Below are 23,865 nucleotides of genomic sequence, written 5' to 3'. Positions count from 1 at the left end.
AAGAGAGTGATTAAAAACATGATCCGCGTAAACAACACCACCTTCGACGAAGATACCATCCTCTCCGAAATGCAGTACCACAGCGGCGAAAGTCAGCGTGAATCGATGATTAAAGCCAGTGAATCATTAATCATTGCCGAACTGTTTAAACAGCGTGCCTTAGCACTTGGCATTGGCGATGTGGCCGATGAAAATTTCGTCGATGAGCTAATCGCGGAAGATGTTAATATCCCCAAGGCAACACAAGAAGATTGCCGTAACTATTACGATCAAAATCTCGATAAATTCTGCACCACGCCACTACTGGCAGTTAAACATATCTTGCTGGCTGCAGATCCTGAAGATGAGATGGCACGTATCGAAGCTACCGATAAAGCCAAATTACTCATTCGCCAATTGCAACAGGATGAATCCATTTTTGCACAATTGGCCGAAGCCCATTCCCGCTGCCCATCCGCCAAAACCGGCGGCCAACTGGGACAAATTACCCGCGGTCAAACCGTACCGGAATTTGAACGCCAACTGTTTTGCTGTGAACCAGGCTTAGTCCTAAAACCCATGGAAAGCCGTTACGGTATTCATGTGGTAGCGATTGACCACCGCGTTGAAGGTCGCCAACTAACCTTTGAGATGGCCGAAGAACGCATCGCCGACTACCTCAACGAAAAAGTACGCCGCAAAGCCATTGCCCAATATATCGACCGTCTTATCGCGGACGCGGATATTGAGGGTTTTGATTTCAGTGTTTCCGAGTCGCCATTATTACAGTAATTTTCAATTACTATCCAAGTACGACTACATTAGAAACTCGCACAATCATCACCAACGCCATTCCCGCGAAAGCGGGAATCCAGGAATTACGCGGGAATGCCGGATAGTACTAGATAGTCTCCACACATATGTACTATGCTTGGGTCAGTTTATTAACGCAGAGATAAATCTATGCAAGTCAAAGACCTGATGACCAAGGATATCCATGCCCTAAAAGCCAATGCCTCACTAGGCCAGGCTCGCCAATTAATGGAGCAGCACCGCATTCGTCAGATTCCAGTCATAGACGGTGACAATGCCGTGGTAGGTATTGTTACAAAGAAAGATGTCTACGCCGCCAGCATTTCCAGCCTCACCCAAAATATTGGCAAGCGTCAGGAAATCCTGGAGCAGGGCGTAACCGTAGCGGAAATTATGACAGCCGATCCAGTCACCATTGGCAGTGAGGAACGGGTTTCAGCAGCCGCTTCCCAATTACTGGAATTACGCGTTGGCGCACTACCCGTTACCGAGGGTAATAAACTGGTCGGCCTGATCAGCGGTACCGATGTCTTGGCGGTTGCCGTACAGCTGCTGGAAGAGAAAGGTAGTTAGAAGAGGTTCAGGAAATCAGGCAGCTAGGCTGCCTGAATTACAATCGGGTTCTCTTTGCGATCAAATATCACATAACGGGATAAATCCTGTCCCGACGACAAATCATTCGCCATCTTATTTAAAAACGGTTCCGCTTCTTCCGTAGTTGGCGCCTTTGCACCTTCGCCTGAAAGAGCCGCGATCAACACCATATCCCAATCCTGAGTTATTCCGTCCGCTTCACTGGCCAGCGCCTTAAAACTGTCGATTTCAGCCGGTAATTTATCCACACACATCACCGGAGACAGGGTACCTTTCTTCTCATCACGCTTTTTGGCTTTTTTGACAACATCCGATGCTGCAAAGAGGAATAATAAACGTTGGGCATCAGTCTGCTGTTGGGCCTGCTCAAGCAGGTCGTTAAACTTCTCAATCATGGAATTATCCTAAGGTTGCTTTCGGCTATGATACTGGGATTTGCTGGGTATCATCCTGATATATATCAAGCAGGATAGAGGTCGTCGCCATTAAGTACTCATTAGTAAATATATAAGGATAATAGTTATTTCATTTTGTTATAGAAGGGCTGGGAGCATTCCTATCAAGGGAATACGGATAATAAAATAAGGATATGGTGTTAAAATCTACCCAAGAGCGAATGACTATTGTATCTTACTGTCATGATACTAATTGATGGTTTTGAACGTATGGCTGGCCTATTACCTCTAACGAGTGGGGAAAGATCCTAATGCCTAATGCTAGGTTTGGCGTTGAGACGAAATCTACGTCTGTCGTCACCAAGTTCTTATATCGAATGTTTTCAGGTGAAGGCTTGGATGTCGAAGAAATCTTTGATCGCTCCGATATTAACCCTGAACTCTTTGAGGACTCTCAATATCGTATTTCACATGAGAAGTTGATGCATATGTGGGAGGCGGCAGGTGAATTAAGTCATGATCCTGATTTTGGGCTTCATCTGGGGGCAAAAGCACCTACTCCTGCCTTTAATGCTGCTGGTTATTTGGCTATGACCAGTAAGAATTTAAGGGAAGCAATTGAAAGCTTTGATAAATACATTAAGTTATATACCGATAGCGGAAGAGTCACTTTAGAAGAGGGCAAGGATATATCAAAACTCAGCGCTAACTTTCTTAGCGACTGTGAGCCCAATAGGCAACATACAGACTTCTGGCAAGTGTTTATCTATCGCTGTTTTAATTCCATTGTAGGTTGGGAGTTGCCCTTAGAAGAGGCTGGATTTCAATATCGCAAGCCAGATGAAACTTCGAGCTATGATCAAATTTTCAAATGTGACCTAAAGTTTAATCAAAAAGAAAACTATTTATGTTTTCCGACAGTCTATCTTGACTACCAAACAATTGGCTCTGATGCCGCACTTCATAAAGTTCACGAAATGCAGGCTGTACAACAGTTACATGCCTTAACTGAAATTGGCATCCTGAATAAAGTAAAAAGGGCTGTGTTTGAATCACTCCCTGATAAGGATATTGAGTTGCAGGATGTAGCCGACATGCTGAATTTAACATCTCGTACCGTTCAACGTAATTTAGCTAGCGAAGGCACTACCTTTAAGAAACTGGTGGATGAGGCTCGAAGAGACTATACCATTGCGGAGATAGAAGGTACTGAGTTTACAGTTGCAGAGGTCGCTTACCGCTTAGGTTATAAGGATTTAAGCTCATTTTATCGTGCATTTAAACGTTGGACGGGAACTACTCCCGTTGAGTATAGGGAAAGATGCCACAAGGGAGGTTCTACAGAAAATAAGCAGTAGGTTGGCCTTTTTTTCGGGTTAGATTACAAGAAAGAAAAAGTCCTCGCCGAGAGCTGCAAGGACTTAGGCAATACCTGAATAAGACCTACAACTTATCTTACTGAGGCCTCCTATTAAGCGAGAGAGACTGAGAAATTCTCCGTGTTTAGATGTAACCCCTTATAATGATTTAGTTCTTGGCTGCCTCATCAATGGCTTCTAAAAGTTTCCTATAATATTTGTAACTTCTTTTCGAGCTATCTTGCTTTTCAGTATCAATCTCCGTATTAATATCAGTATGTATGGGAACCCTATTGGCCAGGTGTGAAAACATATGGGTGCCAAAGCCACTGTCCAAATCGTTAACAATTCGTTTTTTCCATGGGCGACGGATAATTTGTGTTGTTAAGCGGCGAGTTGTTCTCGCTAGCAGCATAATATCGTCGGCAATTTCTTTAGCACGCATCAGTAGATGGTCGCGTGGTACCACTTCATTTACCAAGCCAAGTTCCAGAGCCCTCTGGGCATTTATCGGTTCGCTCGTTAGAAGTGCATAAGCTGCAGGTTTTACCCCAAGTAATTCTTGCATGCAGCTATGGATACCACTGCCGGGAACAGAGCCAAGAGCCGCAAAGTGGGGGTCAAAAATAACAGTATCTTCTGTGCATATAGTAATGTCGCACATGAGGCAGAGTTCGGCGTTAAATCCCGGTCCGTTCATGGCGCCTATCGTTGGTATTTCCAGGTCATTTATCAGTGAGGAAACGTTATTACAGCCATCTTTATAGGCGTATTCATATGCCCAGTATTCCAGATCTTCTGCTTCCAATGAAAAGCCGTCTGGATCTACACTGGCCATGAAATGAGGACCGGTGCCAGTGAAAATCATAATTTCGTTGTCAGGGTCTCCACCGATCACTTTAAAAAGTTGGCTGATTGATCGGTGATTCTCTACATTTAGCTGAATTGGGCCACCGAGTGTGTGCGCTTGAGCGACAATTACCCCGTCCTCACTACGGCTTAATACATAATGATCCTTAAAATCTTCTTTATAGTCACTAAACTGTGGTGTAGGAATAAAGCTTTGTAATGACATAAAGTAGCTTCCCTAAATAGTTGTACTGACCTTTAAGCGTTTGTGAAAGGTCAGCACAACTCTACGCTTAATACACAGCTATGCGTTTTGTATAGCGTGACATTTCATTGACATGAAATGACAGGGCTAGAGTGTAGGCCCAGAAGCCACCAACAGCTCTCCTTCGGGTAAATCAGTGAATTGCTGGAAGTTGGTAATAAAGCGCTGAGCCAGATCACGTGCTTTTGCATCCCAGTCATTAGCATTGTTATAAGTATTCTTGGGGTCTAAGATCCCTGTATTGACGCCTTCTATCTTTTTGGGAATAGCAAGATTGAAATAGGGGATTGTTTCAAAATCTTCTTGATCAATAGAACTGTCAAGAATTGCATCGATAATACAGCGAGTGGCCTGTATGCTGATTCGTTCTCCAGTTCCGTTCCAGCCAGTATTAACCAGGTAAGCTTCTGCACCAGCAGCATTCATCCTCTCTTTTAGTACTTTGGCATACTTGGTGGGGTGTAAGCTTAAGAAGGCGGCACCAAAACAAGAAGAAAACGTTGGGGTAGGAGCTGTGATCCCACGTTCTGTTCCTGCCAGTTTTGAGGTGTAACCAGATAGGAAATAATACTGAGCTTGCTCCGGTGTAAGTTTTGATACAGGCGGGATTACGCCAAATGCATCAGCTGTTAAGAAGATAACTTTAGTCGCGTGCCCGGCTCTGGATACCGGTTTGACGATGTTGTCGATATGGGCGATGGGATAAGAAACACGGGTGTTTTCTGTTTTACTTGAGTCGCTATAATCCACTTTACCGTTACTATCAACCATGACGTTTTCGAGTAGGGCATCGCGTCGAATCGCATTGTAAATGTCTGGCTCTGATTCTTTACTTAGATTGATAGTTTTGGCGTAACATCCGCCTTCAAAATTAAAGATACCATCGTCGTCCCATCCGTGCTCATCATCGCCAATCAGCTCGCGCTTCGGATCTGTGGATAGAGTCGTTTTACCTGTTCCTGATAGCCCAAAGAAGATTGCAACATCTCCTTCTTCCCCTTTGTTTGCCGAACAGTGCATGGAGGCAATATTTTGTCGTGGAAGGAAGTAATTCATTATAGAGAAAAGTCCCTTCTTCATCTCACCACCATACCAAGTGCCACCAATGAGCTGGATCTTTTCGGTTAGATTGAATGCGACAAAATTCTCTGAATTCAAGTTTTGTTTCTGCCAGTCAGGGTTTGTGGTCTTGGCGCCATTCATGACAACAAAATCGGGTGAGAAACTTTCCAGCTCCTCATCTGAGGGTCGGATAAACATGTTTTTAACAAAATGAGCCTGCCAGGCTATTTCGGTTAAAAAACGTACGGATAATCGTGTGTTTTCATTGGCTCCACAGAATGCATCGACAACAAATAAGCGCTTTCCGCTGAGTTGGTTGGTAATGATGCTTTTCAGGTGACTCCACGTATTTTCACATATTGGTTTATTGTCATTCTTTCCTTGATCCGACCACCAAATGGTATCTTTAGTATTATCGTCTTTAACAATGTATTTGTCTTTTGGCGAACGTCCTGTAAACACACCGGTATTGACGGAGATAGCACCAGACTCTGTAATGATGCCTGCTTCATAACCACTCAAGTGAGATTTTGTTTCTTCTTCGAACAGTAAATCATAGGAAGGGTTGTGGATAATTTCAGGATTGTTATGAATTCCATATTCGGAAAGATTTAAGTTCTGTTTATTGGATACCATTAAATACTCCAGATTTAAACTGTATTAAGTTTAAAGCTTATATGCTTCCTATTGAGTTGCTACGACTCTTGATAAGGATTACTTTGTTCTAAGTTATCAACGATAGTGGGGTGCGATTGTGCCAAGCGCTATATCTGCTTTCGTAGGGCTGGTGCTGGATTTGTAAATTGTAAATCAACAGCATGGATGTGAAATTGCCCTTAAGTGCCAAGTTTATGGCATTTGACGAAAGTGAATTCTGCTAAAGGAAATCATCCTCACCGTAGTGGTGAGGATTAAGGCAAAACTATAAATAAGGGACGTTGGCTCCCAATAGTCTCCTAGTAAGCGCAGAGAGAATTTTAGACTGTTTCGCTTTCTATAACGAAATTCCAAAATACTACTTACAGGTCATTGGAATGGCTTCCATAGACGACATCAACTCTACGCTTAGGATTTAAGAAAGTACTTTGCATAGCATGACATATGCTTGGCTTTAACTGACAAGGTATAAGGCGGTGTTCGTTTGATTGTTTTTGTTATAAGAGAGGTTGAGTCTGGATTAGCATCTTATTGGGGTTTGATACCATAAATTTGTCAGCTTCAGGCATACGTTGGAGTTATTCGAGGGACATATAATCTTTGTCAGGTAAAAGGGTGCGTTAGGTAACTTGGAGGCGAAATGAGTAGTAAGCCAATAAATTTCCGCAAAAGGTTACAGCAGCGAGTAAGAGGGACTCATGATTCTCCCTGCTTGTCGATCTGTACGCACAAACAGGGTGATCTCGTGTGTCAGGGGTGCGGTATGCTTCGCGAAGAAAAAAGGTCTTGGAAGCGCTTAGATGAGGCAGAGAAAGAGGTTGTTAGAAGTCGTGCAGGTAATCGATTGATACAGATGTGCACAGAGTTTGTTAACCCCTGAATAGGGGGGTAGAGAGTTATTATGCCTATGCTGATGCTGTGATAAATTATCAGGCAGACGCAAAAGTCGCATGAATTGTTGTGATTTATGATGTCGTAGCCATTAAAAAGTGAGTAAGTATGAGTGATAAGAAAATACATCTAGGTAATTTAAGGCTGGCGGCTTTTGTTTCCCCGGAAGCACCTTTGGCAGCATTTATTATGGTGGTGGTGGTATTTATTCCACCGTTCTATGCCGGATCAATGGGGTTAGGTTTAAGTGTAGTTGGTCTGATTTTTGGCTTAACTAAATTGTGGGATGTAGTTACCGATCCTTTATTTGGCTTTTTGTCGGATAGTTGGCACACCCGTTGGGGGCGGCGTAGACCTTGGCTGGTTGCTTCTGTGCCTTTAATGATAATTTGTACCTACCAGGTGTTCTCACCTGATCCACCGGTAACAGGTTTATATTTTGCAGTCTGGATGATAGTCCTCTATGTGGGTTGGACGTTGGCTTCGGTATCACATATTTCTTGGGCCGCTGAACTCTCAACAGACTATCATGAGCGTTCGAGGATTTCGGCCTATAAACAAGGGGCTGGCCTGGTAGGAGGCGTAGCGCTCATGTTAATGTTGGCTATGGCCGATCACATTCCAGGTTTTACAGAGACTCATCGCATAGAATTGATCGCCAAGATACTGATAATTGCTTTACCTTTGTGTGTGTTGGCAGCATTGTGGGCAGCTCCTGAGCCTTATCAGAATACACACCAGCCGAGGTTAAAAGCACTTGATAAGCCCGCGCGTGTGATCCTTGAGAATGGCCCTTTACGTCGCTTACTCATTGCCAACCTCTTACTGGGTATCGCCACGGGCAGTATTGGAGGCATGTTCCTATTTCTGGTTGAAGATGTGTTATTGCTAGGGGATTGGTCTTCTTTTGCACTGTTACCATGGTTCTTCTCAGGGTTGATATTCTTGCCTCTATTTATGAAATTAAGTAATAAAATTGGTAAGCATAAAACATTGTGTGTGGCGCTTATCTATCATATTTTTGCCAGTCTATCATTTCTATTTCTTCCAGCTGGTGATGCTGTCTTGGCTTGTATAGCACTATTGTTTCTTGGCGCGAATCAGGCGGTTGGGACATATATTCCAGCTGCGATTATGGCTGATGTTACCGATTACGATGCTGTTAAGACAGGAAAACAGAGAACCGGTTTGTATATGTCGTTACTGCAAACCAGTAGTAAGGTAGCTGCAGCATTATCAGTAGGCCTAAGTTATCCTATCTTAAGTGCTATAGGATTCGATGCCTCCCCGGATGCCCATAATTCAGAGGATGTTCTAAATGGTATTCGTTGGATTTTATTCGCCTTACCGGGAGGGCTATATCTGGTTATTATTGGCATTATGTGGCGATTCCCACTAGATGAGGCAAAGCAAGTTATCTTACGAGAGCAATTAGTTCAGATGAATCGAGCTGGCAGCCCAGATCCCGTCTAAAGTGGTTAGAACTGATACGATTGAATTGATATTTCAGTAGCTGCAGTCGCCTGTTGTAGAGGTACAGCAGGCGAAGATTTTTTAAACAGTACTCTTCTACCGTCCCCCCTCTTTCTATAGCTGCACAGTAGGCAAGATAGCATGTGAGTAACAATATCGTGAGCTAAACTAGCTAGAGATACAAAACTTACCCTCTCTATAGCTAAATATGAAGCTCATACTAAATCTTTTAATGATATTAACGGCCCTTAATATTACTTTTTCGAAGGCTGAAAGCGCATTAATTATCGTGACAGATATTGGTAAACAGGGAAGTCTATTCGAAGTTCTGGCTGAAGAAGCACTCAAGAGCAAAGGGGTACCTATTACCCAGATAAAATATCAGCCCTTAAAAAGAGCCTTCCATACTTTAAAAACAGGTTATGCCGATTTAATGATTGGCGTTTATTATGCGCCGGAGAGGGAGCATTCCTTCCTGTACTCAACTCCTTATACAGAAACAGAAATATCATATATAGGGATGGCAAATCAAGATATCTGTTATTCGAGCCCTGAGGATCTTCAATCCTACAATATTGGCGTGGTAAAAGGAGGGTCGTTATCATTTTCAGAGGTGACTGGTGTTCAGAGTGATAATTTTAAAGGCGTTATACGTACTGAACAGAATCTGAAAAAGTTAATTGCCGGTCGAATAGATCTATTTATTGAGAACAAGTATGAGGTGTCGGCGTTGATAAATAACCAACATCCTGAGCTTAAGGATAAATTAGTTTTTCTTGACCCTCCAATCTGGACTGTCGAAATATATGCAATCTCAGCCAAATCTAATCCAGATCACGAAGCCATTATCAATACTTTTAACAGTGGAATTCAAACTATCAAGCAAAATGGTTTACACGGAGAGATTGTAAATCGATTTGAAAGTGATTACCTTGAAACTGTAACCAGAAGATGTCCCTAATACGTGGTTCTATGATTGCTAGGCTGCGAAGATTTGACCACTATTTCTCTCAGATTATTCTCCTTCGAGACTGTAACCTTTGACCTTGTCAGTATCCTGGGGATAGTGTCGAGCAGACTGATAGAAACAGACCGATGCTATTAGTCCCATAGGTGTTAACATCATCAAGGCGATTTTAAGGCCTTCGGCTCCACCGCCGAGCATATCGGAGGCTGCGCCAACTACCGGTGGTGCCCAAGCTGCACCAAATAAAATACTGAAGAAAGCGGCCAGAGCCCAGGAAATAGCTTTGCTTGATGGTGCAACTACATCTTGCGATATACTGTTTGCTGCAGGTGTGCATGCGACAAGGAAGATTCCCGCCAGTATCGCCATTAGATAGCCAATACCTACTAGATCAAAGTGCAGTGCGATAAAAAGAGTAATACTGGCTATGCTTGGCATGACTGCCATTGTATAAGCTCTCCCTCTTATGTTTTTTGATTGCCAAAAATCGGCTAAAAAGCCACCCATCGGACCACCAATGATACCCATTAAGCCAATCGTGCCTCCGATCATTCCGGCTTCCGCAACAGATAATTCTTGAGTTCGCATAATGAAAGCAGAAATCCACACCATAAACCCCATAACCATGGCCAGATTGGCTGCATAGCCCGCATACATCCAGCGTAAGGTTGGTATTCTAATAACGCTTAAAACTTCCTGAAAAAAACCGCGATGATTGCCTAGTTCATCAACAGGTTTTACCGTTTTATAATCTTTAAGGAAGAAGGCCATTATGCCTAGAATGATTCCTGGAACTGCGAAAACATAAAACGGCACTCGCCAGCTATCATACGTTTCACTAAGATAGCCACCCAGCATCATGCCCAAGGCCATTCCCAGCGGCATGGAGGCACTAAATAGCCCCAGAATGCGAGCGCGGTTTTTTTCCGAATATGCTGAACCTAACAGTGCTGTTGAGGCAGCAGGAAACCCTGCCTCACCAATTCCCACGGCTAATCTGGGTAACAATACACCAGCAAAGCTACGTGCTGTACCCGTGATAAAGGTGAACACACTCCAGGTAATCCCCATGAGACCCAAAGCTTTCCTTCGGCTCCAGCGATCTACCATATAGGCCATGGGAAAACTAAGAAAAGCCATGCTGATAAAAAAACAGAATGTAGCATGCCGGCTTGGGTGTCGGTAAGGCCGAGATCTTCTTTCAAGGGCTCCATCACAACAGAAAGAATTTGCCGGTCAGCATAATTAATCATGTACAGCAAAAAACAGATAGCAAAGATACTGTGTTTTTCAAATCCGGTTAGCTGAAAAGCTCTTTGGTTGGGGTAGGACTTGATACCTTCGTGACTGTTTGAGCTCATTTGATGTACCGGATGGTGATTAATGTGAAAAAGCTGAAGTAATGACTTCTTCATTTCATCATGACATCAGCGAATGCAAAGCCTCTCATCTAGGGCAGATGAGGGCTTTTTAGTGGTTACTGTCTATTTCTTGGCTGCTTCATCAATGGCTTTCATAATTCTTTCGATGTATTTATTGCTTTGTTCTTTTCGCTCACTTGGATCAACGCCAGCTTCAGTTTCCACGCCAACATGGATAGCGTCGCGTTTTGCAAGATGGCCAAACATCTGAATGCCAAAACCGCCATCCAAATCATCAACGATACGTTTTTTCCAGGGGCGACGAACAATTTGTGTTGTTAAGCGGCGAGTGGTACGTGCTTGCAGCATAATGTCATCTGCAATTTCCTTAGCGCGAGTCATCAGCTGGTCGCGTGGTACAACTTCATTAACCAGACCAAGTTCCAGGGCTTTGTATGCATCAATAGGTTCACCGGTTAAGAGAGCATAGGCAGCGCGTTTCACGCCTAGTAACTCTTGAAAACAGCTATGAATACCATCTCCAGGCACAGAGCCAATGGCACAAAAATGTGGATCAAAAATAACGGTATCCTCAGTGCAAATGGTGATGTCACACATCAGGCAGAGCTCTGCATGCCAGCCTGGACCATTCATTGCACCAATGGTAGGAATTTCGAGGTCGTTAATCAGAGAGGCAACGTTAATGCGGCCATCTTTATAAGCGTATTCGTAAGCCCAGTACTCTAAATCTTCAGCTTCCAGAGCAAAGCCCTCTGGGTCAATGCTGGCCATAAAGAAATCGCCTGCACCGGTGAAAATCATAACTTCGTTTTCAGGATCTGAACCAATAGTTTTAAACAGCTGACCCGTTGCGCGATGGTTTTCAACGCTCAACTGCAGGGATTCCCCCAAGGTATGGTGCTCAGCAACAATAATGCCGTCGTCACTCCGGCTGAGATTATGTGTTTCTTTGAAGGTTTCCTTATAATCTTCAAACTTTGGTGTGGGAATAAATTTTTGTAGTGACATGACTGTACATCTCCTGAGAAGTTAAAAGGTGTCTTGTCGTTGAAAATTCAGGAGCCACCTTATGGTGGCCCCTGTAATAGGCTTGCCGTTAGTATGTCCAGGTAACGGTAGCACCGTAGGTGCGAGGACTGCCCTGTACATAGGCAGCGCCATCGGAAGTGCTACCGTAGTCGATGAAGTCTACGTTGTAGCCTTCATCAGTTAGGTTTTTGCCCCATACAGATACAAACCAGTTGCCATCAGCTGACTCAAAAGCAACACTGGCATCAATGAGGTCGTAGGCATCTTGTCCGGAGGTATTGTCTGGGCCGAAATACTGATCACTGCTGTAGCTGTAGTTAGTGGCAAAAATCAGATCGCCCGCATCAGCCAGAGCCATCACGTATTCAGCGGAGAAGTTAAAGACATGCTCAGAAGAGTATTCCAGCTGATTGCCTTTATTATCTATGCCACCTGCTGCCGTACAGGCTGCTCCGGTAAGGGAGTTGTCGACTGCTTCCTCACAATATGCATCAAATGTTGCATCAACATAGGCGTAGTTTGCATTCAACGTTAGCCCTTCTGCTACCAGAGCGGTCAGTTCCAGCTCAACACCCTGACTTGTGGCATCGGATGCATTGGTGGTGATCGTTGCACCAGATGAATTAACGCCCTGTACTTGCAGATCCTGGTAATCAATGTAGAACGCAGAAGCGGTATATTGCAGGCGGTTATCCCAAGCAGAGCCTTTTATACCGACTTCAAAGTTGTCAGCATTTTCCTGATCGAAGCTATCAGTTGCAGCTTGAGCAGCATTGGCTGGGCCAAAGTTAAAGCCGCCACCCAAAGAGCCTTTTGAGTAGGTCGCATAGAGCATGACCTCTTCGGTAAGCTGATAATTGGCAGTTAATTTAGGGCTCAGCTGAGTCCAATCATCTTTTACTTTAACGTTAGAAAACTCAAGCTCATCAACAAGGACGCCAACAAGGCCGTCAGCCAGACCGTGGATAGCTTCTTTTTCCTCATAGCTGTAGCGCAGGCCAAATGTAACGTCCAGCTTTTCATTAACGGTATAAGTGCCTTGGCCATACAGGGCAATGGTATCGCCCTCTATTTCCAGAGATTGAAACTGGTTGTTATCGATAATGGGATCAACAAAGACATTGAAAAACTCTTCGCGCTCACCTTCGTCGTGGAACAGATATAGGCCTACTGTCCAGAACAGATCGCCGTCCATAGTGAAGGCGCCAGTATCGACTGATGAAACACGGAACTCTTGGCTCACAGACCAAGAATCATCTTCAGCGACGTTGTTGATACTGATACCGGTTAAAGAACTGTCATGGTTATCATTGTCGCGGGTGAAGGAGTTTTTAATATCGCGGTAGCCTGTGATACTTTCGAAAACGATATCTTCACCGGAATAGCTTGCCTTAAAGGAGAACCCTTGATTGGTTTGTGATCCTTCACCGTCTTGGTCAGTGGTTACTTCATGGCGGTCATCAGGAGAAGTGACGGTAAAACCAGGCGCAAGTGCCAATGGCTCAAAGCCGGTAGAGCTTCTGCTGGAATTATTGTTGTTGATGTGCATGGCAGTGCCGGGGTTAGAAGGGTTGTGCTCGTAATCCATAATGGCACGCAGATCCCATTGCTCACCTTCAAACAGCAGGGTGGCACGGCCGAAGTAACTTTCCTCGCGGCTGAGGTCATTGCCGGTAGTCAGGTTTTTGGTAAAGCCATCACGTTCATTGCTACCGCCTACGAACTTGCCAGAGAGGTTTTCAGACAGTGGTCCGCCCACCATAAAGCGGGTTTGGCGGGTATCGTAGTTACCTGCGGTGACAGAAAACTTTGCTTCAAACTCGTCGCTTGGCATTTTACTATGAACATTCACTGCCCCGGCAATCGCATTTTTACCGTACAGAGTGCCTTGAGGGCCGCGCAGAACTTCTACACGGTCCAGATCGAAGAAAGCCATATCCATAGCGGCACCACGGGAGACGTAAACGTCGTCAATAAACATGGCAACCTTGGGGCTGGCGGCTATGTTGTCGCGTACAGAACCGCCGACACCACGAATAACGACTTTCTGTTCACCTAAGCGACCGCTGCTAATTTGCAGGCCGGGAGCGAGTGAGGTTATGTCGTCGGTACGGGTAATTTGGGAGCGTTCAATTTTGTCACCAGAAACGGCAGATATTGCCAGTGGGATTTCTTGCAGGGTTTGAGAGCGACGTTCAGCGGTAACAACAACTTCTTCTAATGATAAAAGATCGTCGTCCTGAGCGTAAATATGAGTGCTGGTACTAACGGTCAGCGTAGCAAGGATAGACGCGCTCAATGTGTTGAGCTGTAAGTTCTTCATTCTATAGATCTCCTCATGTTTTGCTGCATTGATAATTTTTTTACTTCTATTCTGCAGCGAATTTAAACTTTACGCTGATTTTTACTTTGGGGAGTTCGCATTTTGTGTCATTTGATTGGCGGTAGATGACGCAAAAATAGTTTGTTGTAGAATCCTATAGAGGTATAGCAAGTAGAAGCACATGACTCAAAAGCCATGAGCTTTCTGTGAATGGGATTTTTAGGGCGATTCTGTGAGGATGCTAGATATATGATGCGATGCTGGTGCCTTTGAGCTTTCTGATCGTTGTATACACCGAATAGAAATACTTCATTTTTGATGATTCGTACTTAGTAATTGCGTTCTTATAGCTAGATCGCATAGCAATAGCATCTAGCCATCTAGCTACGTGTGGGTAATCACTGAATGGAAATGCCATCTTTCTTAAGCGGTATATATTCACTACCCAGGAAATATCCGCTAGACCAAATGCTGTGCCGCTCAACCATTGACTGCTAGCAAGGCGGTCTTCCAGGTAGCTGACAATGTCAACCAGTTCGGAAACGCTGGATCGTATTTTTTCCTGTGAAAAACCTTCGGCTGATGAGAATTCCCGCATAAAATCAACCAGGTATTGGTTCTTTACTGAGGCCTCATAGTGGTTTAACTGATCGGTATTCATTTTCCGAACCGGTTTGAATAGAAACTCAAAACTAGAGACTTTGAGTGAATCCTGTATTTTTGATGATCTTGACAGAGCTTCTGCAAGAAACTCTTTTCCTTCTTCTGTTGTGGGTTGGAGCGACTTGCCGGGGAAGTTTTCATCGACATAGGTGATGATGTCGTTGGACTCGGTAATCGTTATTCCGTCATGTACTAAAACAGGTACAACGCCTTTAGGATTCAGTTCTTGGAATTCCTGTGATAAATGCTCGTATTTTTGAAGGTTTATGTGGTGGCTGGTCCAATGCACACCTTTCTCTTCCAGAACCATACGCACCCGTTGCGAGCAGTTGGAGGCTGCGAAATGGAACAGGTGTAGGCCTTTAAGGTTCTTGATGTCATTTCGAGTGGTTTCAATAATCGGCATGTCTGTTCCTGCTCCTTCTTAAATACGGTGGCTATCTACTAATGATCATTATGCCGATAGTCACGCTGGTGAATATGTGCCGCAACCTGCCAAAGATATGGCTTGAAATGCCATTAAGGGTGTCATTTAGGGGCTATCGATTGTCAGAAGGGGCGAACCTAATTTGATCTTTCTGTCAGTAGGATAATTATATTCCTCAAGTGGGATATCAGATTGCTCAAGACAATCACTGACGATTGAAAAATGAATAGATTAAGAGGACTTTCAATGCAAAAGAAAATACTCATAACCGGGGGTACAGGCTTTGTTGGCTGTAATATGGCTAAAGCGCTTGCCGATAAGGGCTACTCGGTGGTTTCGACCACGCGAGGTAATGCTGCTGGTCCAGTCTTGGCAACATATAGCGACTTGATCAGCGTTGAAACTGTTGACCTCACGAACAAGAGTGAGGTGAATGATCTTTTCTCTCGACACAGTTTCGATGGCATACTGATCATGGCAGCTGCTCATCAGGACTCCAATTCGCGCGCTGAAAATAATACCGCCTATGACATGATATTTAATACGCTGAATGCTGCCTGTGATGCCGGCGTGAAGCGCGTAATCATGGCTAGCTCCATGGCTGTTTATGGTGGAGAGAGACCGCCTTTTAACGAGTCAACGGCTTTCTCGCCAGAAATCTCCTATGAGGATGGGAGAGGGTCCATCCCACTGCCTAAGTTTGAAGTGCGAATTCGTAGGGCGATTGAGCAAGTACTCCTTGATTATGGTACGCCACTGGAAAATCCTACGGGTAGTGGTGGTGCAGACCAGGAAACTGGTGAAATGAAAGGCGCTCATACACTTGATGTTGCGATTCTGCGTTTTCCGTTCCAGTTTGGCCCTGGCTATGCCCGAATGGGCAATCAGATGGCTATTGCTGCGCATGCAGTAGCTGGTCGCATTAAAAATGTTGCTGAGGTTCGTGGCCATAAGAATCTGCCGCTAAAGCCACTGTGGAGTATAGTCGGATCGATTCTGCCACCTCTGTATGTTAAGGATACTGTCAATGCATTTATTTGTGCGTTGGAGGTGGATGAATTGCCTCATCGTATTTACAATGTTGTAGGTAATTACCCTGGTGGCGTTAAGGGCCAAATTGAGGCCTTATACCGTGCTGCACCTGAGGCGCAAGAGATTCTTGGTTTTGATCCGGAAGAATTTCCAGATCAGATGAATGATCTGGGGATAAATAGTGACTTGATCAAAGAAGATTTAGGTTGGGAGCAGTCTTACTCTTTAGAAGAAGCTTTTAAAGAGTATATCGACTGGCTCAAAGATGAAAATAATATGTACTAATAGGGTGTAATAACTCTGTTATGAGGGGCAAGCTATAGTTAGCTTGCCCCTTTTTATTATGGAACTAAAACTACCTTGCCTATAGATTCTTGACTGGCAATAAATTCCTGGGCTTCGGCTGCTTGCTCCAATGCATAAATCGTCGTCGGAGATTCCAGAGGCTCGGTTTTTAGCCATTCTTGGCAGTACTGTAGGACATCAAAGATTTTCTCGGTCTCTCTGTAGTTATATACCGATGCGATAGTAATTTGCTGGGAGCGATGCATAATGCCATCAATGGCCTCTGCGCTAAGTGGCGCTCTGCCGCCAGCATAGCCATAAATAACCCAGCGACCTAAAGGTCGAATAGCTTTATAATCTGTTTCTAGGGTGGGGCCACCCACACTATTCAGGGAGACATCAACGCCTTTACCCTCGGTAATGTTTAGAACTTCTTCTACATAGTCTGTCTCGCGGTAGTTAATTGCATAATCTGCACCTTTAGTTAAACAATATTGGCGCTTAGCTTCGCTGCTGCATAGGGCTATAACTGTATTACCGTGCTTCTTTGCAATTTGAGTCATTAAGGTGCCTACGCTACCTGCTGCAGCGTGAATAAGAATGGTTTCACCTGGCTGAACGTTGCCTGCTAAGCTGTAGTGAGTGTAGGCGGCGGGCAGGCTGGATTGATAGACGATTGCTTGTAAGAAACTGGCTCGATCTGGAATCTCAAAGGTTGTCATTGCCGGAGCGGCTGCATATTCTGCATAACCGCCGGTGTGCATAAAAGTGCCTACCCGCATACCTACCTTGATATGCTCTACATTCTCGCCCACCTCAATAGCTGTACCTACAACTTCTCGTCCGAGCACTGCAGGCAGTTTGGGTGGGTTTGTATAATCATCTTCCCGCATTTGAATGTCTGAGAACATAACGCCTGCAGCTTCAACTTTGATAAGAACTTCATCCTTTTGGGGGATGGGGATGTCTATATCAACGACTTTTAATTTTTCGGATGAACCGAATTCATCGATTTGTACGGCCTTCATTTTTTATCTCCTGACTTGTGCTGTTATCTAGGGTTTCAGGTCAAAGTTCATATATAGAATTTGTCTGCAAGTAGTAAAAAAGCGCGGCCTAAGCCGCGAAGAGAGAGACAACTGTGCCTGTCATATCTTTATGGATGCAGCGTTTTCATGCTTTCCGAGTGTGTTGATAAGACAGCTATAGATTCTGATGTTCATTACTCTACGCTAGGTTCTAGGCTCATTGTTTGGCTTAGCCTGACATATCTTTGCCAGTAGCTGCCGGGAGGGAGATTTAGCTCTTAGGGCGTGGTTTTCCGGACAATTGATTGTCGTTTTCGGAAACTATGTGCGAAGGATGCTTTTGTTATTCTGATTTCCAGCGTGTCATTAGACGCTTCAAATTATTTCTGTATCTAGAGTGAATGACTATGAAAGTATCTTTTATTGGATTGGGTAACATGGGTGGAGGCATGGCCTCTAACGTCCAAAAGGCGGGTTTTGACTTTACTGTTTGGAACCGCACAGCATCAAAAATGGATCCTTTTGTAGAGAAAGGTGCCAAGGCTGCTGAAACCTTGAAGCAGGCAGCCTCTGATGCTGATGTTGTTGTTACCAGTTTGATGGATGATCAATCTATTCTGGATAGTCTGCAAGGTGAAAATGGTCTGCTGGCAGGACTCAAGCAAGGTGCTACACATGTTTGTGTAACGACCATCTCGCCTAAGTGCGCTGACAAGTTGATGGAAATCCATAAAGAGCACGGCTCTCGCTTCGTTGCATGTCCGGTTCTGGGACGTCCAGATGCCGCTGCTGATGGCTCACTGATTGCGTTGCTGGCCGGTGATGCCGAAGGTATCGAAACCGCCAAACCGGTGATCGAATCCTTTACCAAACTGCACGATGTGATGGGGGATGTCCCCAGCCATGCTTCTACTCTGAAACTGTGTCTAAACTACAGCGTTATTTCCAACATTGAATTGATGGGTGAAGTTTATACCGTTGCTGAGAAAGCGGGACTGGACCTGAACAAGATGGCCGGTTTCTACCAGATGATCTATGCAAATCCCATTTTGCAAATGTATGCAGGCAAAGTGAAAGACCGTGACTTTGATGATGGCGGTTTCAAAATGACTGGCGGTTTGAAAGATATCACTCTGATGCTGGAAACAGCTGGCAGCCTGGGGGCGACCTTTGATATAGGCGAGATCATCAAAGGCAAAATGGATGAAGCTCTGGAGAATGGCATGCAGGATAAAGACTGGAGTGCTATTTACGAGATTTCCCGTGCTCGCGCTGACTTGAAATAAATAATGCCGGGTCAGTTTACCCGCTGATAGTCCAGATTTCTGAGGAATAAAAAATGAGCGATATGATTAAAGGCGGTGAGCTGTTACTGCGCTGCCTGCAACAAGAAAAAGTAAAGCATATTACGGCCATCACCGATGGTACCTATATGACCATGTTGGAGCCGCTGGAGCGGTTGCAGGATGAGTTGGGTATTCGCTTGATTGTGCCTAAGCACGAAGGCGCTGCATGTCACATGGTTGATGGTTACGCGCGTGTAGCAGGTGAGCCGACGGTCATCATGGCCTGTGCAGGCCCTGGTGCAGCTAACCTGGTTTCCGGTTTGTTGTGTAACCAGGCTGAAGGTACCCCGACTATTGCTATTACTACCACTCGTCGTAGTGAAGTGGCAGACTCATATTCTCAGCAGGCCTGTATGCAGGTTGGCGATCAGCATGGTGTCTTTAAGGCCGCTTGTAAGTGGAGTGGTAAAGTTGATCACTGGCACCGTCTGCCTGAAATGGTTCGCCACGCGTTCCGTATGGCCACTACCGGTACCCCAGGTGTGGCACACCTGCTAGTACCACAAGATATTTTTGATAGCCTGGGTGATCCAAGCACTGTTTCCTTGCAAACGCCAGAGCAATACCGCTTTAGTGCTCAAGGTAAGCAACAAGCTAACACTGACGCTGTTAAGGCTGCCGCTAAAATGCTGGTAGATGCTACCTTGCCAGTGGCTTGTGCGGGTAACGGTTGTGTTCGCGCCTTTGCACAAGATGAGCTGAAAGAGCTGGTTGAATACTTGGGTATGCCTGTTATGAAGACTGGTCACGGTATGTCGGCTTTTCCTTGTGGTCATGAGCTTGCGCTGAATGCGGGTAACTTCGGCGGTATGGCATGTCGCCTGGAGTCTGATGTAACGCTGGTGATTGGTACTCGTTTGGGGGAGTTGAGTGCTTTTGGTAAAGCGCCTGCCTGGAGCGATCCTGAGAAAACCAAGATTATCCAGATTGATAGCGAGCCTACCAACATTGGTTTGAACCGTCCTGCCGATATTGGCTTGGTCGGTGATGCAAAAGCAGTATTGGCACAATTGATTGAGGCTGTAAAAGACTTAACCGAGAAGCGTGAAAAGCACGCTCGTATGGATGAATTCAAAGCGCTGCAAAACGACAGTCGTGATCAGCTCGATACACTTATCGCAAATCACCAGGATTCCATGTGTGTCGGTACCGTTTATGCCGAGCTTAACAAGTTCTATGGCAACGACGCCATTGCTGTTATTGATGGCGGTAACACGGCTTGGTGGTCATTAGGTTGTCACCAGGTTAAAGAAGGTGCTCTGGTCATGGGCACCATGAACTATGGACACCTTGGTTGCGGTCTACCAATGGCTATGGGGGCTAAGTTGGCAGAGCCTGGTCGCCCTGTTTACTGTATTACTGGTGATAGTGCCTTTGGCTTCAACATTCAAGAGCTTGAAACGGCGGTACGTGAAGACTTGCCAGTTGTTGTTCTGGTTATGGTAGATGGTGCCTGGGGGATGGAAAAAACTGCGCAGAAACGCAGCTGGGGCCGTGAAGCACCTTGGTTCTGTATTGAGCATGACAATATCCGTTACGACCAGGTATGTGAGTCCATGGGTGGGCATGGTGAATATGTCACCAAAGCTTCAGAAATTGCGCCGGCTTTGGAGCGTTCTATTGCGTCCAATAAAGCATCTGTTATCCACTGTATCATCGATCCTGATTCCAATGTGTGGCCTCCAGGCATTGAATTATGGAACGCATTGCGCTCCGGAAACTTTGAAGGTCTGATCTAAAATTGCCTGCAATGGGCAACTTTTATAGATCTTTCTAGAGACAATTAAGCCCCTGTTTTCTGGGGCTTAATTGTCTCTACTCTCTTCCATTTCTTTTGTTGCTAAAGAGTTATTGTATGTCTTCCCTCACTTTGAATTATCAGAACTTTATTGCCGGTCAGTGGTGTGATTCAGATAGTGGCCGCACTTTTGAAGTAAGAAACCCCGCTAAATGGAGTGAGGTGGTACACAGCTATCCAAAATCGACAGAAGCCGATGCACATCGGGCTATCGACAGTGCTTCGAAAGCATTTAAGACTTGGAGAGATGTATCGCTTGCAGAGAAAGCGGCCATTATGCGTCGTACTGCTGAGCTTATCCGTGAGCACCGGGATCAAATTGCTGCCATTATCACGTTGGAAAATGGCAAGTTGATCAGTGAGTCTCTGGTAGAAATTGATAGCGCCTTGCTTGAACTTGAATACCAAATTGGTGAAGGAGTAAGACAGTTTGGTACGGCTGGAGAAAGCTTTAAAGGTGGCATTCTTGGTCATAGCCGCAAAGAGCCGCTGGGTGTTGTGTCTGCCATTATCCCTTGGAACTTCCCCTTTAACGTTCCGTTCCGGAAGCTTGTGCCTGCTTTAATGGCTGGTAATACGGCTGTTTTGAAACCTGCTGGCCAAACACCTGCGGTCGGTGAATTGGTTGCACTGCTACTGGAAAAAGCCGGCTTACCTGCGGGTGTATTACAGTTTGTTACCGGTTCTGGTTCCGAACTTTCTTCCAGTCTTGTAGAGCACCCTGCTATTGAGGCGGTGACCTTTACTGGTTCTACTGAGGTTGGTCGTCAGATTGCGATTGCCGCGGCCAATACTTTTACTCGCACCCAGTTGGAAATGGGCGGTAAAAACCCGCTAGTTGTTTTGGCTGATGCGGATCTGGATGCTGCAGCCGAAGCTGCCACTGTGGGTGCATTCTCCTGTGCAGGCCAGTGGTGTACTGCCACCAGTCGCCTGATTGTAGAAAGCAGTATTGCGGATGAACTGATGAAGAAAATCCTTGAGCGCACTAAAAATTTGTCGCTCGGAAGTGGGGATGACGATAACGCTACTGTGGGGCCTGTATGTGGCAAGCACCAGCTGGATAACATCCTCACGCATATTGAAACCGCAAAAGAGCAGGGTGCAACGCTGTTGACAGGTGGTGGACAGGCGAGAGGTGAAGAGCTGAATGATGGCTGTTTTGTTGAGCCGACCATCTTTGATGGTGTTAACACCTCTATGGAAATCGCCAAAGAAGAGGTGTTTGGTCCGGTGTTATCGGTTATGCGGGTAGAGAATTATGAAGAAGCCTTGGCGCTTGCCAATGATGTGCCTTACGGTCTGTCTTCTTCGATCTTTACCACTAACTTTGAAAAAGCGTTGCATTTTACTGAGCACTCTGAAGTGGGCTTGACCCATGTGAATATTCACTCTGCTTACAAAGAGCCACAGCTTTGCTTTGGCGGCTATAAGGAGTCTGGGTTTGGATTGCCAGAGGCAGGTAGTGCCGGTATTCAGTTCTTCCAGGAAGAAAAGGCCATATATTTTAAAAAGTAGCCTTTGAAGAATAGTTTTAAAAGTAGCTTTTATAAAGGCGTGGTTAAGGCCCGCGGCATGACTAAATATCATCGACGGGCCTGTAGATAGAGTTAAGGTTGTAGGTAGAAGTATGTTGGTCGAGAACTACGATATTGTCATCATTGGTGCAGGCCTTTCTGGCATTGGTGCCGCGGTACATTTGGGACGAGATTGCCCGAATAAATCATTGGCTTTATTTGAATCCCGCGACAATATTGGTGGTACATGGGATCTATTTCGCTATCCAGGTATTCGCTCGGATTCTGACATGTTGACCTTGGGGTATAACTTTAAACCCTGGATGAGTGAGCAAACCATTGCTGATGGTTCTTTAATTAGACGCTATATTCAGGATGCTGCTGACGAATATCGGATCAACGATAAAATACAATTCGGTCAGCGGGTAACCTCTGCTGAGTGGTGTAGTGATAAGCAGTGTTGGATACTCGAGATTACCAACCAACACAGCGGTGAGTGTAAAACCGTTAGCGCCAATTTTGTGATGGCTTGTACAGGATATTATAACTATCAGGAAGGTTATGAGCCTGAATTTACTGGAAAGTCAGATTTCAACGGACAGATTGTTCACCCTCAGCATTGGCCTGAAGACTTGGATTATAGTGGTAAACGTGTAGTCATTATCGGCAGCGGTGCAACGGCCGTTACTCTTGCACCGGCTATGGCACCGACAGCATCGAAAGTAACTGTACTGCAACGATCGCCTTCCTATGTTATGACCCGGCCTAAAGTGGATCCTCAACTTAAGGCTTGGCGTGAGCGTTTTTCGCCTAAGTTGTACTACCGTTTGGCCCGTTTAAAAAATATAGCGTCACAGTTTATGGCGTATCAATTTTGCCGTTTCTTCCCAGAACGAGCAAGAAATTCTATTCAGGGGCATGTGTCGGAATCCATTGGTCCCGATACGGATATGAAGCATTTTACACCGCGTTATAACCCGTGGGATGAGCGTGTTTGTGCCGTGACAGATGGTGATTTATTTAACGTTGTACGTGATGGCCAGGTGGTGATGGAAACTGATCATATTGATCGATTTACCCAGGAAGGTATTCTGCTGAAGTCCGGAAAGCAGTTAGAGGCAGATATCATCATTACTGCAACGGGATTAAATGTTCAGATGTTGGGTGGTATTTCATTGACCGTAGATGGCAAACCATTTGATTACACAAAAAAAATGGCCTATCGCGATATCTTAATACAAGATTTGCCAAATATGGGATTTGTATTTGGCTATACCAATGCATCTTGGACGTTAAAAGCAGATTTGGTAATGGCATATATTGGGCGTATTCTCAATCATATGAACAAAAAATCGTCCAAAGTTGTTGTGCCTCGCAATACCGGCGGTGATCCGGGCGGCGAGCCGTTCAGTGATATGCAGTCAGGTTACATCATGCGTGCACGAGACAAGATGCCAAAGCGAGGAAAGAAAGTGCCTTGGCGTCTTTACCAGAACTATCCTCTAGATTCTTTGATTTTAAAATACACTCCGGTTAGTGATGGCAAGTTGGAATTCATTCCTGAGAATACATCAGCGTTTGATGTAGAAGGGATGGAAGAAGTTAGTGTGTAAGCAGTATTACCTCTATTCGGCAGGTTTATCTTAAAGCTTATTAGAAGGAATTGGATATGTTAAGCAATGGGAAACAGTTTTTACATATAGGGGGCGTTGCTCTCTTAGCTCTTTCATTT

Annotated in this window: 20 protein-coding genes; 11 read left to right on the top strand and 9 right to left on the bottom strand. The window is 45.0% G+C overall.

Features of this window, described 5'->3' with window-relative positions:
• Positions 1–18: 18 nt before the first annotated feature.
• On the top strand, positions 19–771 hold the full coding sequence (locus tag ACGHZ6_RS21885) for a peptidylprolyl isomerase (RefSeq protein ID WP_390616187.1): 753 nt from the start codon (positions 19–21) through the stop codon (positions 769–771).
• Positions 772–942: 171 nt separating this feature from the next.
• Complete coding sequence (locus ACGHZ6_RS21880) at positions 943–1,365, top strand: CBS domain-containing protein (RefSeq protein WP_390616186.1); 423 nt, start codon at positions 943–945, stop codon at positions 1,363–1,365.
• A 23-nt stretch (positions 1,366–1,388) separates the two neighbouring features.
• Here ACGHZ6_RS21880 and ACGHZ6_RS21875 read toward each other — a convergent pair whose 3' ends face one another.
• Entirely contained in the window at positions 1,389–1,781 is a 393-nt protein-coding gene (locus ACGHZ6_RS21875) for a ribonucleotide reductase subunit alpha (protein WP_390616185.1), read from the bottom strand.
• Between the two features lie 395 nt (positions 1,782–2,176).
• Between ACGHZ6_RS21875 and ACGHZ6_RS21870 the strand changes: the two genes are divergently transcribed.
• Complete coding sequence (locus ACGHZ6_RS21870) at positions 2,177–3,139, top strand: AraC family transcriptional regulator (RefSeq protein WP_390616184.1); 963 nt, start codon at positions 2,177–2,179, stop codon at positions 3,137–3,139.
• A 169-nt stretch (positions 3,140–3,308) separates the two neighbouring features.
• On the opposite strand, the gene ACGHZ6_RS21865 is transcribed toward ACGHZ6_RS21870, so the two are convergent.
• Positions 3,309–4,214: an enoyl-CoA hydratase/isomerase family protein gene (locus tag ACGHZ6_RS21865; protein WP_390616183.1), complete on the bottom strand. Its 906-nt coding sequence runs from the start codon at positions 4,212–4,214 to the stop codon at positions 3,309–3,311.
• Between the two features lie 126 nt (positions 4,215–4,340).
• Positions 4,341–5,951, bottom strand: coding sequence for a phosphoenolpyruvate carboxykinase (ATP) (pckA, locus tag ACGHZ6_RS21860; protein WP_390616182.1), 1,611 nt, complete (start codon positions 5,949–5,951; stop codon positions 4,341–4,343).
• Positions 5,952–6,612: 661 nt separating this feature from the next.
• Between pckA and ACGHZ6_RS21855 the strand changes: the two genes are divergently transcribed.
• The 3 genes from ACGHZ6_RS21855 to ACGHZ6_RS21845 all read left to right on the top strand — a co-directional run bounded on the left by ACGHZ6_RS21855 (position 6,613) and on the right by ACGHZ6_RS21845 (position 9,297).
• Entirely contained in the window at positions 6,613–6,852 is a 240-nt protein-coding gene (locus tag ACGHZ6_RS21855; protein ID WP_390616181.1) for a DUF1289 domain-containing protein, read from the top strand.
• Positions 6,853–6,971: 119 nt separating this feature from the next.
• The gene (locus ACGHZ6_RS21850; RefSeq protein ID WP_390616180.1) at positions 6,972–8,336 is read left to right on the top strand and encodes an MFS transporter; all 1,365 of its coding nucleotides are present in this window, start codon (positions 6,972–6,974) and stop codon (positions 8,334–8,336) included.
• Between the two features lie 208 nt (positions 8,337–8,544).
• Positions 8,545–9,297, top strand: a complete 753-nt coding sequence (locus ACGHZ6_RS21845) for a substrate-binding periplasmic protein (RefSeq protein ID WP_390616179.1) — start codon at positions 8,545–8,547, stop codon at positions 9,295–9,297.
• A gap of 54 nt (positions 9,298–9,351) precedes the next feature.
• Here the strand turns inward: ACGHZ6_RS21845 and ACGHZ6_RS21840 are convergent, their stop codons facing one another.
• From ACGHZ6_RS21840 to ACGHZ6_RS21820, 5 genes are all read right to left on the bottom strand, one after another.
• Positions 9,352–10,422: an MFS transporter gene (locus ACGHZ6_RS21840; RefSeq protein WP_390616178.1), complete on the bottom strand. Its 1,071-nt coding sequence runs from the start codon at positions 10,420–10,422 to the stop codon at positions 9,352–9,354.
• Complete coding sequence (locus tag ACGHZ6_RS21835; protein ID WP_390616177.1) at positions 10,407–10,718, bottom strand: hypothetical protein; 312 nt, start codon at positions 10,716–10,718, stop codon at positions 10,407–10,409. The genes ACGHZ6_RS21840 and ACGHZ6_RS21835 overlap by 16 nt, the downstream gene beginning before the upstream one ends.
• A gap of 69 nt (positions 10,719–10,787) precedes the next feature.
• Entirely contained in the window at positions 10,788–11,693 is a 906-nt protein-coding gene (locus ACGHZ6_RS21830; RefSeq protein WP_390616176.1) for an enoyl-CoA hydratase/isomerase family protein, read from the bottom strand.
• Between the two features lie 88 nt (positions 11,694–11,781).
• Positions 11,782–14,037, bottom strand: a complete 2,256-nt coding sequence (locus tag ACGHZ6_RS21825; protein WP_390616175.1) for a TonB-dependent receptor — start codon at positions 14,035–14,037, stop codon at positions 11,782–11,784.
• Between the two features lie 241 nt (positions 14,038–14,278).
• On the bottom strand, positions 14,279–15,106 hold the full coding sequence (locus ACGHZ6_RS21820) for a glutathione S-transferase family protein (protein ID WP_390616174.1): 828 nt from the start codon (positions 15,104–15,106) through the stop codon (positions 14,279–14,281).
• Between the two features lie 243 nt (positions 15,107–15,349).
• Between ACGHZ6_RS21820 and ACGHZ6_RS21815 the strand changes: the two genes are divergently transcribed.
• Positions 15,350–16,444 carry an NAD-dependent epimerase/dehydratase family protein gene (locus tag ACGHZ6_RS21815; protein WP_390616173.1) on the top strand — a complete coding sequence of 365 codons (1,095 nt, stop codon included), beginning with the start codon at positions 15,350–15,352 and terminating at the stop codon, positions 16,442–16,444.
• A gap of 56 nt (positions 16,445–16,500) precedes the next feature.
• Here ACGHZ6_RS21815 and ACGHZ6_RS21810 read toward each other — a convergent pair whose 3' ends face one another.
• On the bottom strand, positions 16,501–17,472 hold the full coding sequence (locus ACGHZ6_RS21810; protein ID WP_390616172.1) for a zinc-binding alcohol dehydrogenase family protein: 972 nt from the start codon (positions 17,470–17,472) through the stop codon (positions 16,501–16,503).
• Positions 17,473–17,879: 407 nt separating this feature from the next.
• Between ACGHZ6_RS21810 and ACGHZ6_RS21805 the strand changes: the two genes are divergently transcribed.
• The 4 genes from ACGHZ6_RS21805 to ACGHZ6_RS21790 all read left to right on the top strand — a co-directional run bounded on the left by ACGHZ6_RS21805 (position 17,880) and on the right by ACGHZ6_RS21790 (position 23,746).
• Positions 17,880–18,758 (top strand): NAD(P)-dependent oxidoreductase, encoded by an 879-nt coding sequence (locus ACGHZ6_RS21805; RefSeq protein WP_390616171.1) that lies wholly within the window; start codon positions 17,880–17,882, stop codon positions 18,756–18,758.
• 53 nt (positions 18,759–18,811) lie between these two features.
• The gene (locus ACGHZ6_RS21800; RefSeq protein ID WP_390616170.1) at positions 18,812–20,557 is read left to right on the top strand and encodes a thiamine pyrophosphate-binding protein; all 1,746 of its coding nucleotides are present in this window, start codon (positions 18,812–18,814) and stop codon (positions 20,555–20,557) included.
• A 116-nt stretch (positions 20,558–20,673) separates the two neighbouring features.
• On the top strand, positions 20,674–22,134 hold the full coding sequence (locus ACGHZ6_RS21795; RefSeq protein ID WP_390616169.1) for an aldehyde dehydrogenase family protein: 1,461 nt from the start codon (positions 20,674–20,676) through the stop codon (positions 22,132–22,134).
• A gap of 112 nt (positions 22,135–22,246) precedes the next feature.
• On the top strand, positions 22,247–23,746 hold the full coding sequence (locus ACGHZ6_RS21790) for a flavin-containing monooxygenase (RefSeq protein ID WP_390616168.1): 1,500 nt from the start codon (positions 22,247–22,249) through the stop codon (positions 23,744–23,746).
• Positions 23,747–23,865: the final 119 nt, after the last annotated feature.

Origin of the sequence: Maricurvus nonylphenolicus (genome assembly GCF_042854845.1) — a bacterium.
Lineage (GTDB): Bacteria > Pseudomonadota > Gammaproteobacteria > Pseudomonadales > Cellvibrionaceae > Maricurvus > Maricurvus nonylphenolicus.
Note: the sequence above shows the minus strand (reverse complement) of the source record. Positions and strands in the feature narration are given on the sequence as shown.

Coding starts and splice junctions, on each gene's coding strand:
- ACGHZ6_RS21885 (WP_390616187.1), top strand. CDS start 19: ATGATCCGCGTAAACAACACCACCTTCGACGAAGATACCATCCTCTCC.
- ACGHZ6_RS21880 (WP_390616186.1), top strand. CDS start 943: ATGCAAGTCAAAGACCTGATGACCAAGGATATCCATGCCCTAAAAGCC.
- ACGHZ6_RS21875 (WP_390616185.1), bottom strand. CDS start 1,781: ATGATTGAGAAGTTTAACGACCTGCTTGAGCAGGCCCAACAGCAGACT.
- ACGHZ6_RS21865 (WP_390616183.1), bottom strand. CDS start 4,214: ATGTCATTACAAAGCTTTATTCCTACACCACAGTTTAGTGACTATAAA.
- pckA (WP_390616182.1), bottom strand. CDS start 5,951: ATGGTATCCAATAAACAGAACTTAAATCTTTCCGAATATGGAATTCAT.
- ACGHZ6_RS21855 (WP_390616181.1), top strand. CDS start 6,613: ATGAGTAGTAAGCCAATAAATTTCCGCAAAAGGTTACAGCAGCGAGTA.
- ACGHZ6_RS21850 (WP_390616180.1), top strand. CDS start 6,972: ATGAGTGATAAGAAAATACATCTAGGTAATTTAAGGCTGGCGGCTTTT.
- ACGHZ6_RS21845 (WP_390616179.1), top strand. CDS start 8,545: ATGAAGCTCATACTAAATCTTTTAATGATATTAACGGCCCTTAATATT.
- ACGHZ6_RS21840 (WP_390616178.1), bottom strand. CDS start 10,422: ATGGCCTATATGGTAGATCGCTGGAGCCGAAGGAAAGCTTTGGGTCTC.
- ACGHZ6_RS21835 (WP_390616177.1), bottom strand. CDS start 10,718: ATGAAGAAGTCATTACTTCAGCTTTTTCACATTAATCACCATCCGGTA.
- ACGHZ6_RS21830 (WP_390616176.1), bottom strand. CDS start 11,693: ATGTCACTACAAAAATTTATTCCCACACCAAAGTTTGAAGATTATAAG.
- ACGHZ6_RS21825 (WP_390616175.1), bottom strand. CDS start 14,037: ATGAAGAACTTACAGCTCAACACATTGAGCGCGTCTATCCTTGCTACG.
- ACGHZ6_RS21820 (WP_390616174.1), bottom strand. CDS start 15,106: ATGCCGATTATTGAAACCACTCGAAATGACATCAAGAACCTTAAAGGC.
- ACGHZ6_RS21815 (WP_390616173.1), top strand. CDS start 15,350: ATGAATAGATTAAGAGGACTTTCAATGCAAAAGAAAATACTCATAACC.
- ACGHZ6_RS21810 (WP_390616172.1), bottom strand. CDS start 17,472: ATGAAGGCCGTACAAATCGATGAATTCGGTTCATCCGAAAAATTAAAA.
- ACGHZ6_RS21805 (WP_390616171.1), top strand. CDS start 17,880: ATGAAAGTATCTTTTATTGGATTGGGTAACATGGGTGGAGGCATGGCC.
- ACGHZ6_RS21800 (WP_390616170.1), top strand. CDS start 18,812: ATGAGCGATATGATTAAAGGCGGTGAGCTGTTACTGCGCTGCCTGCAA.
- ACGHZ6_RS21795 (WP_390616169.1), top strand. CDS start 20,674: ATGTCTTCCCTCACTTTGAATTATCAGAACTTTATTGCCGGTCAGTGG.
- ACGHZ6_RS21790 (WP_390616168.1), top strand. CDS start 22,247: ATGTTGGTCGAGAACTACGATATTGTCATCATTGGTGCAGGCCTTTCT.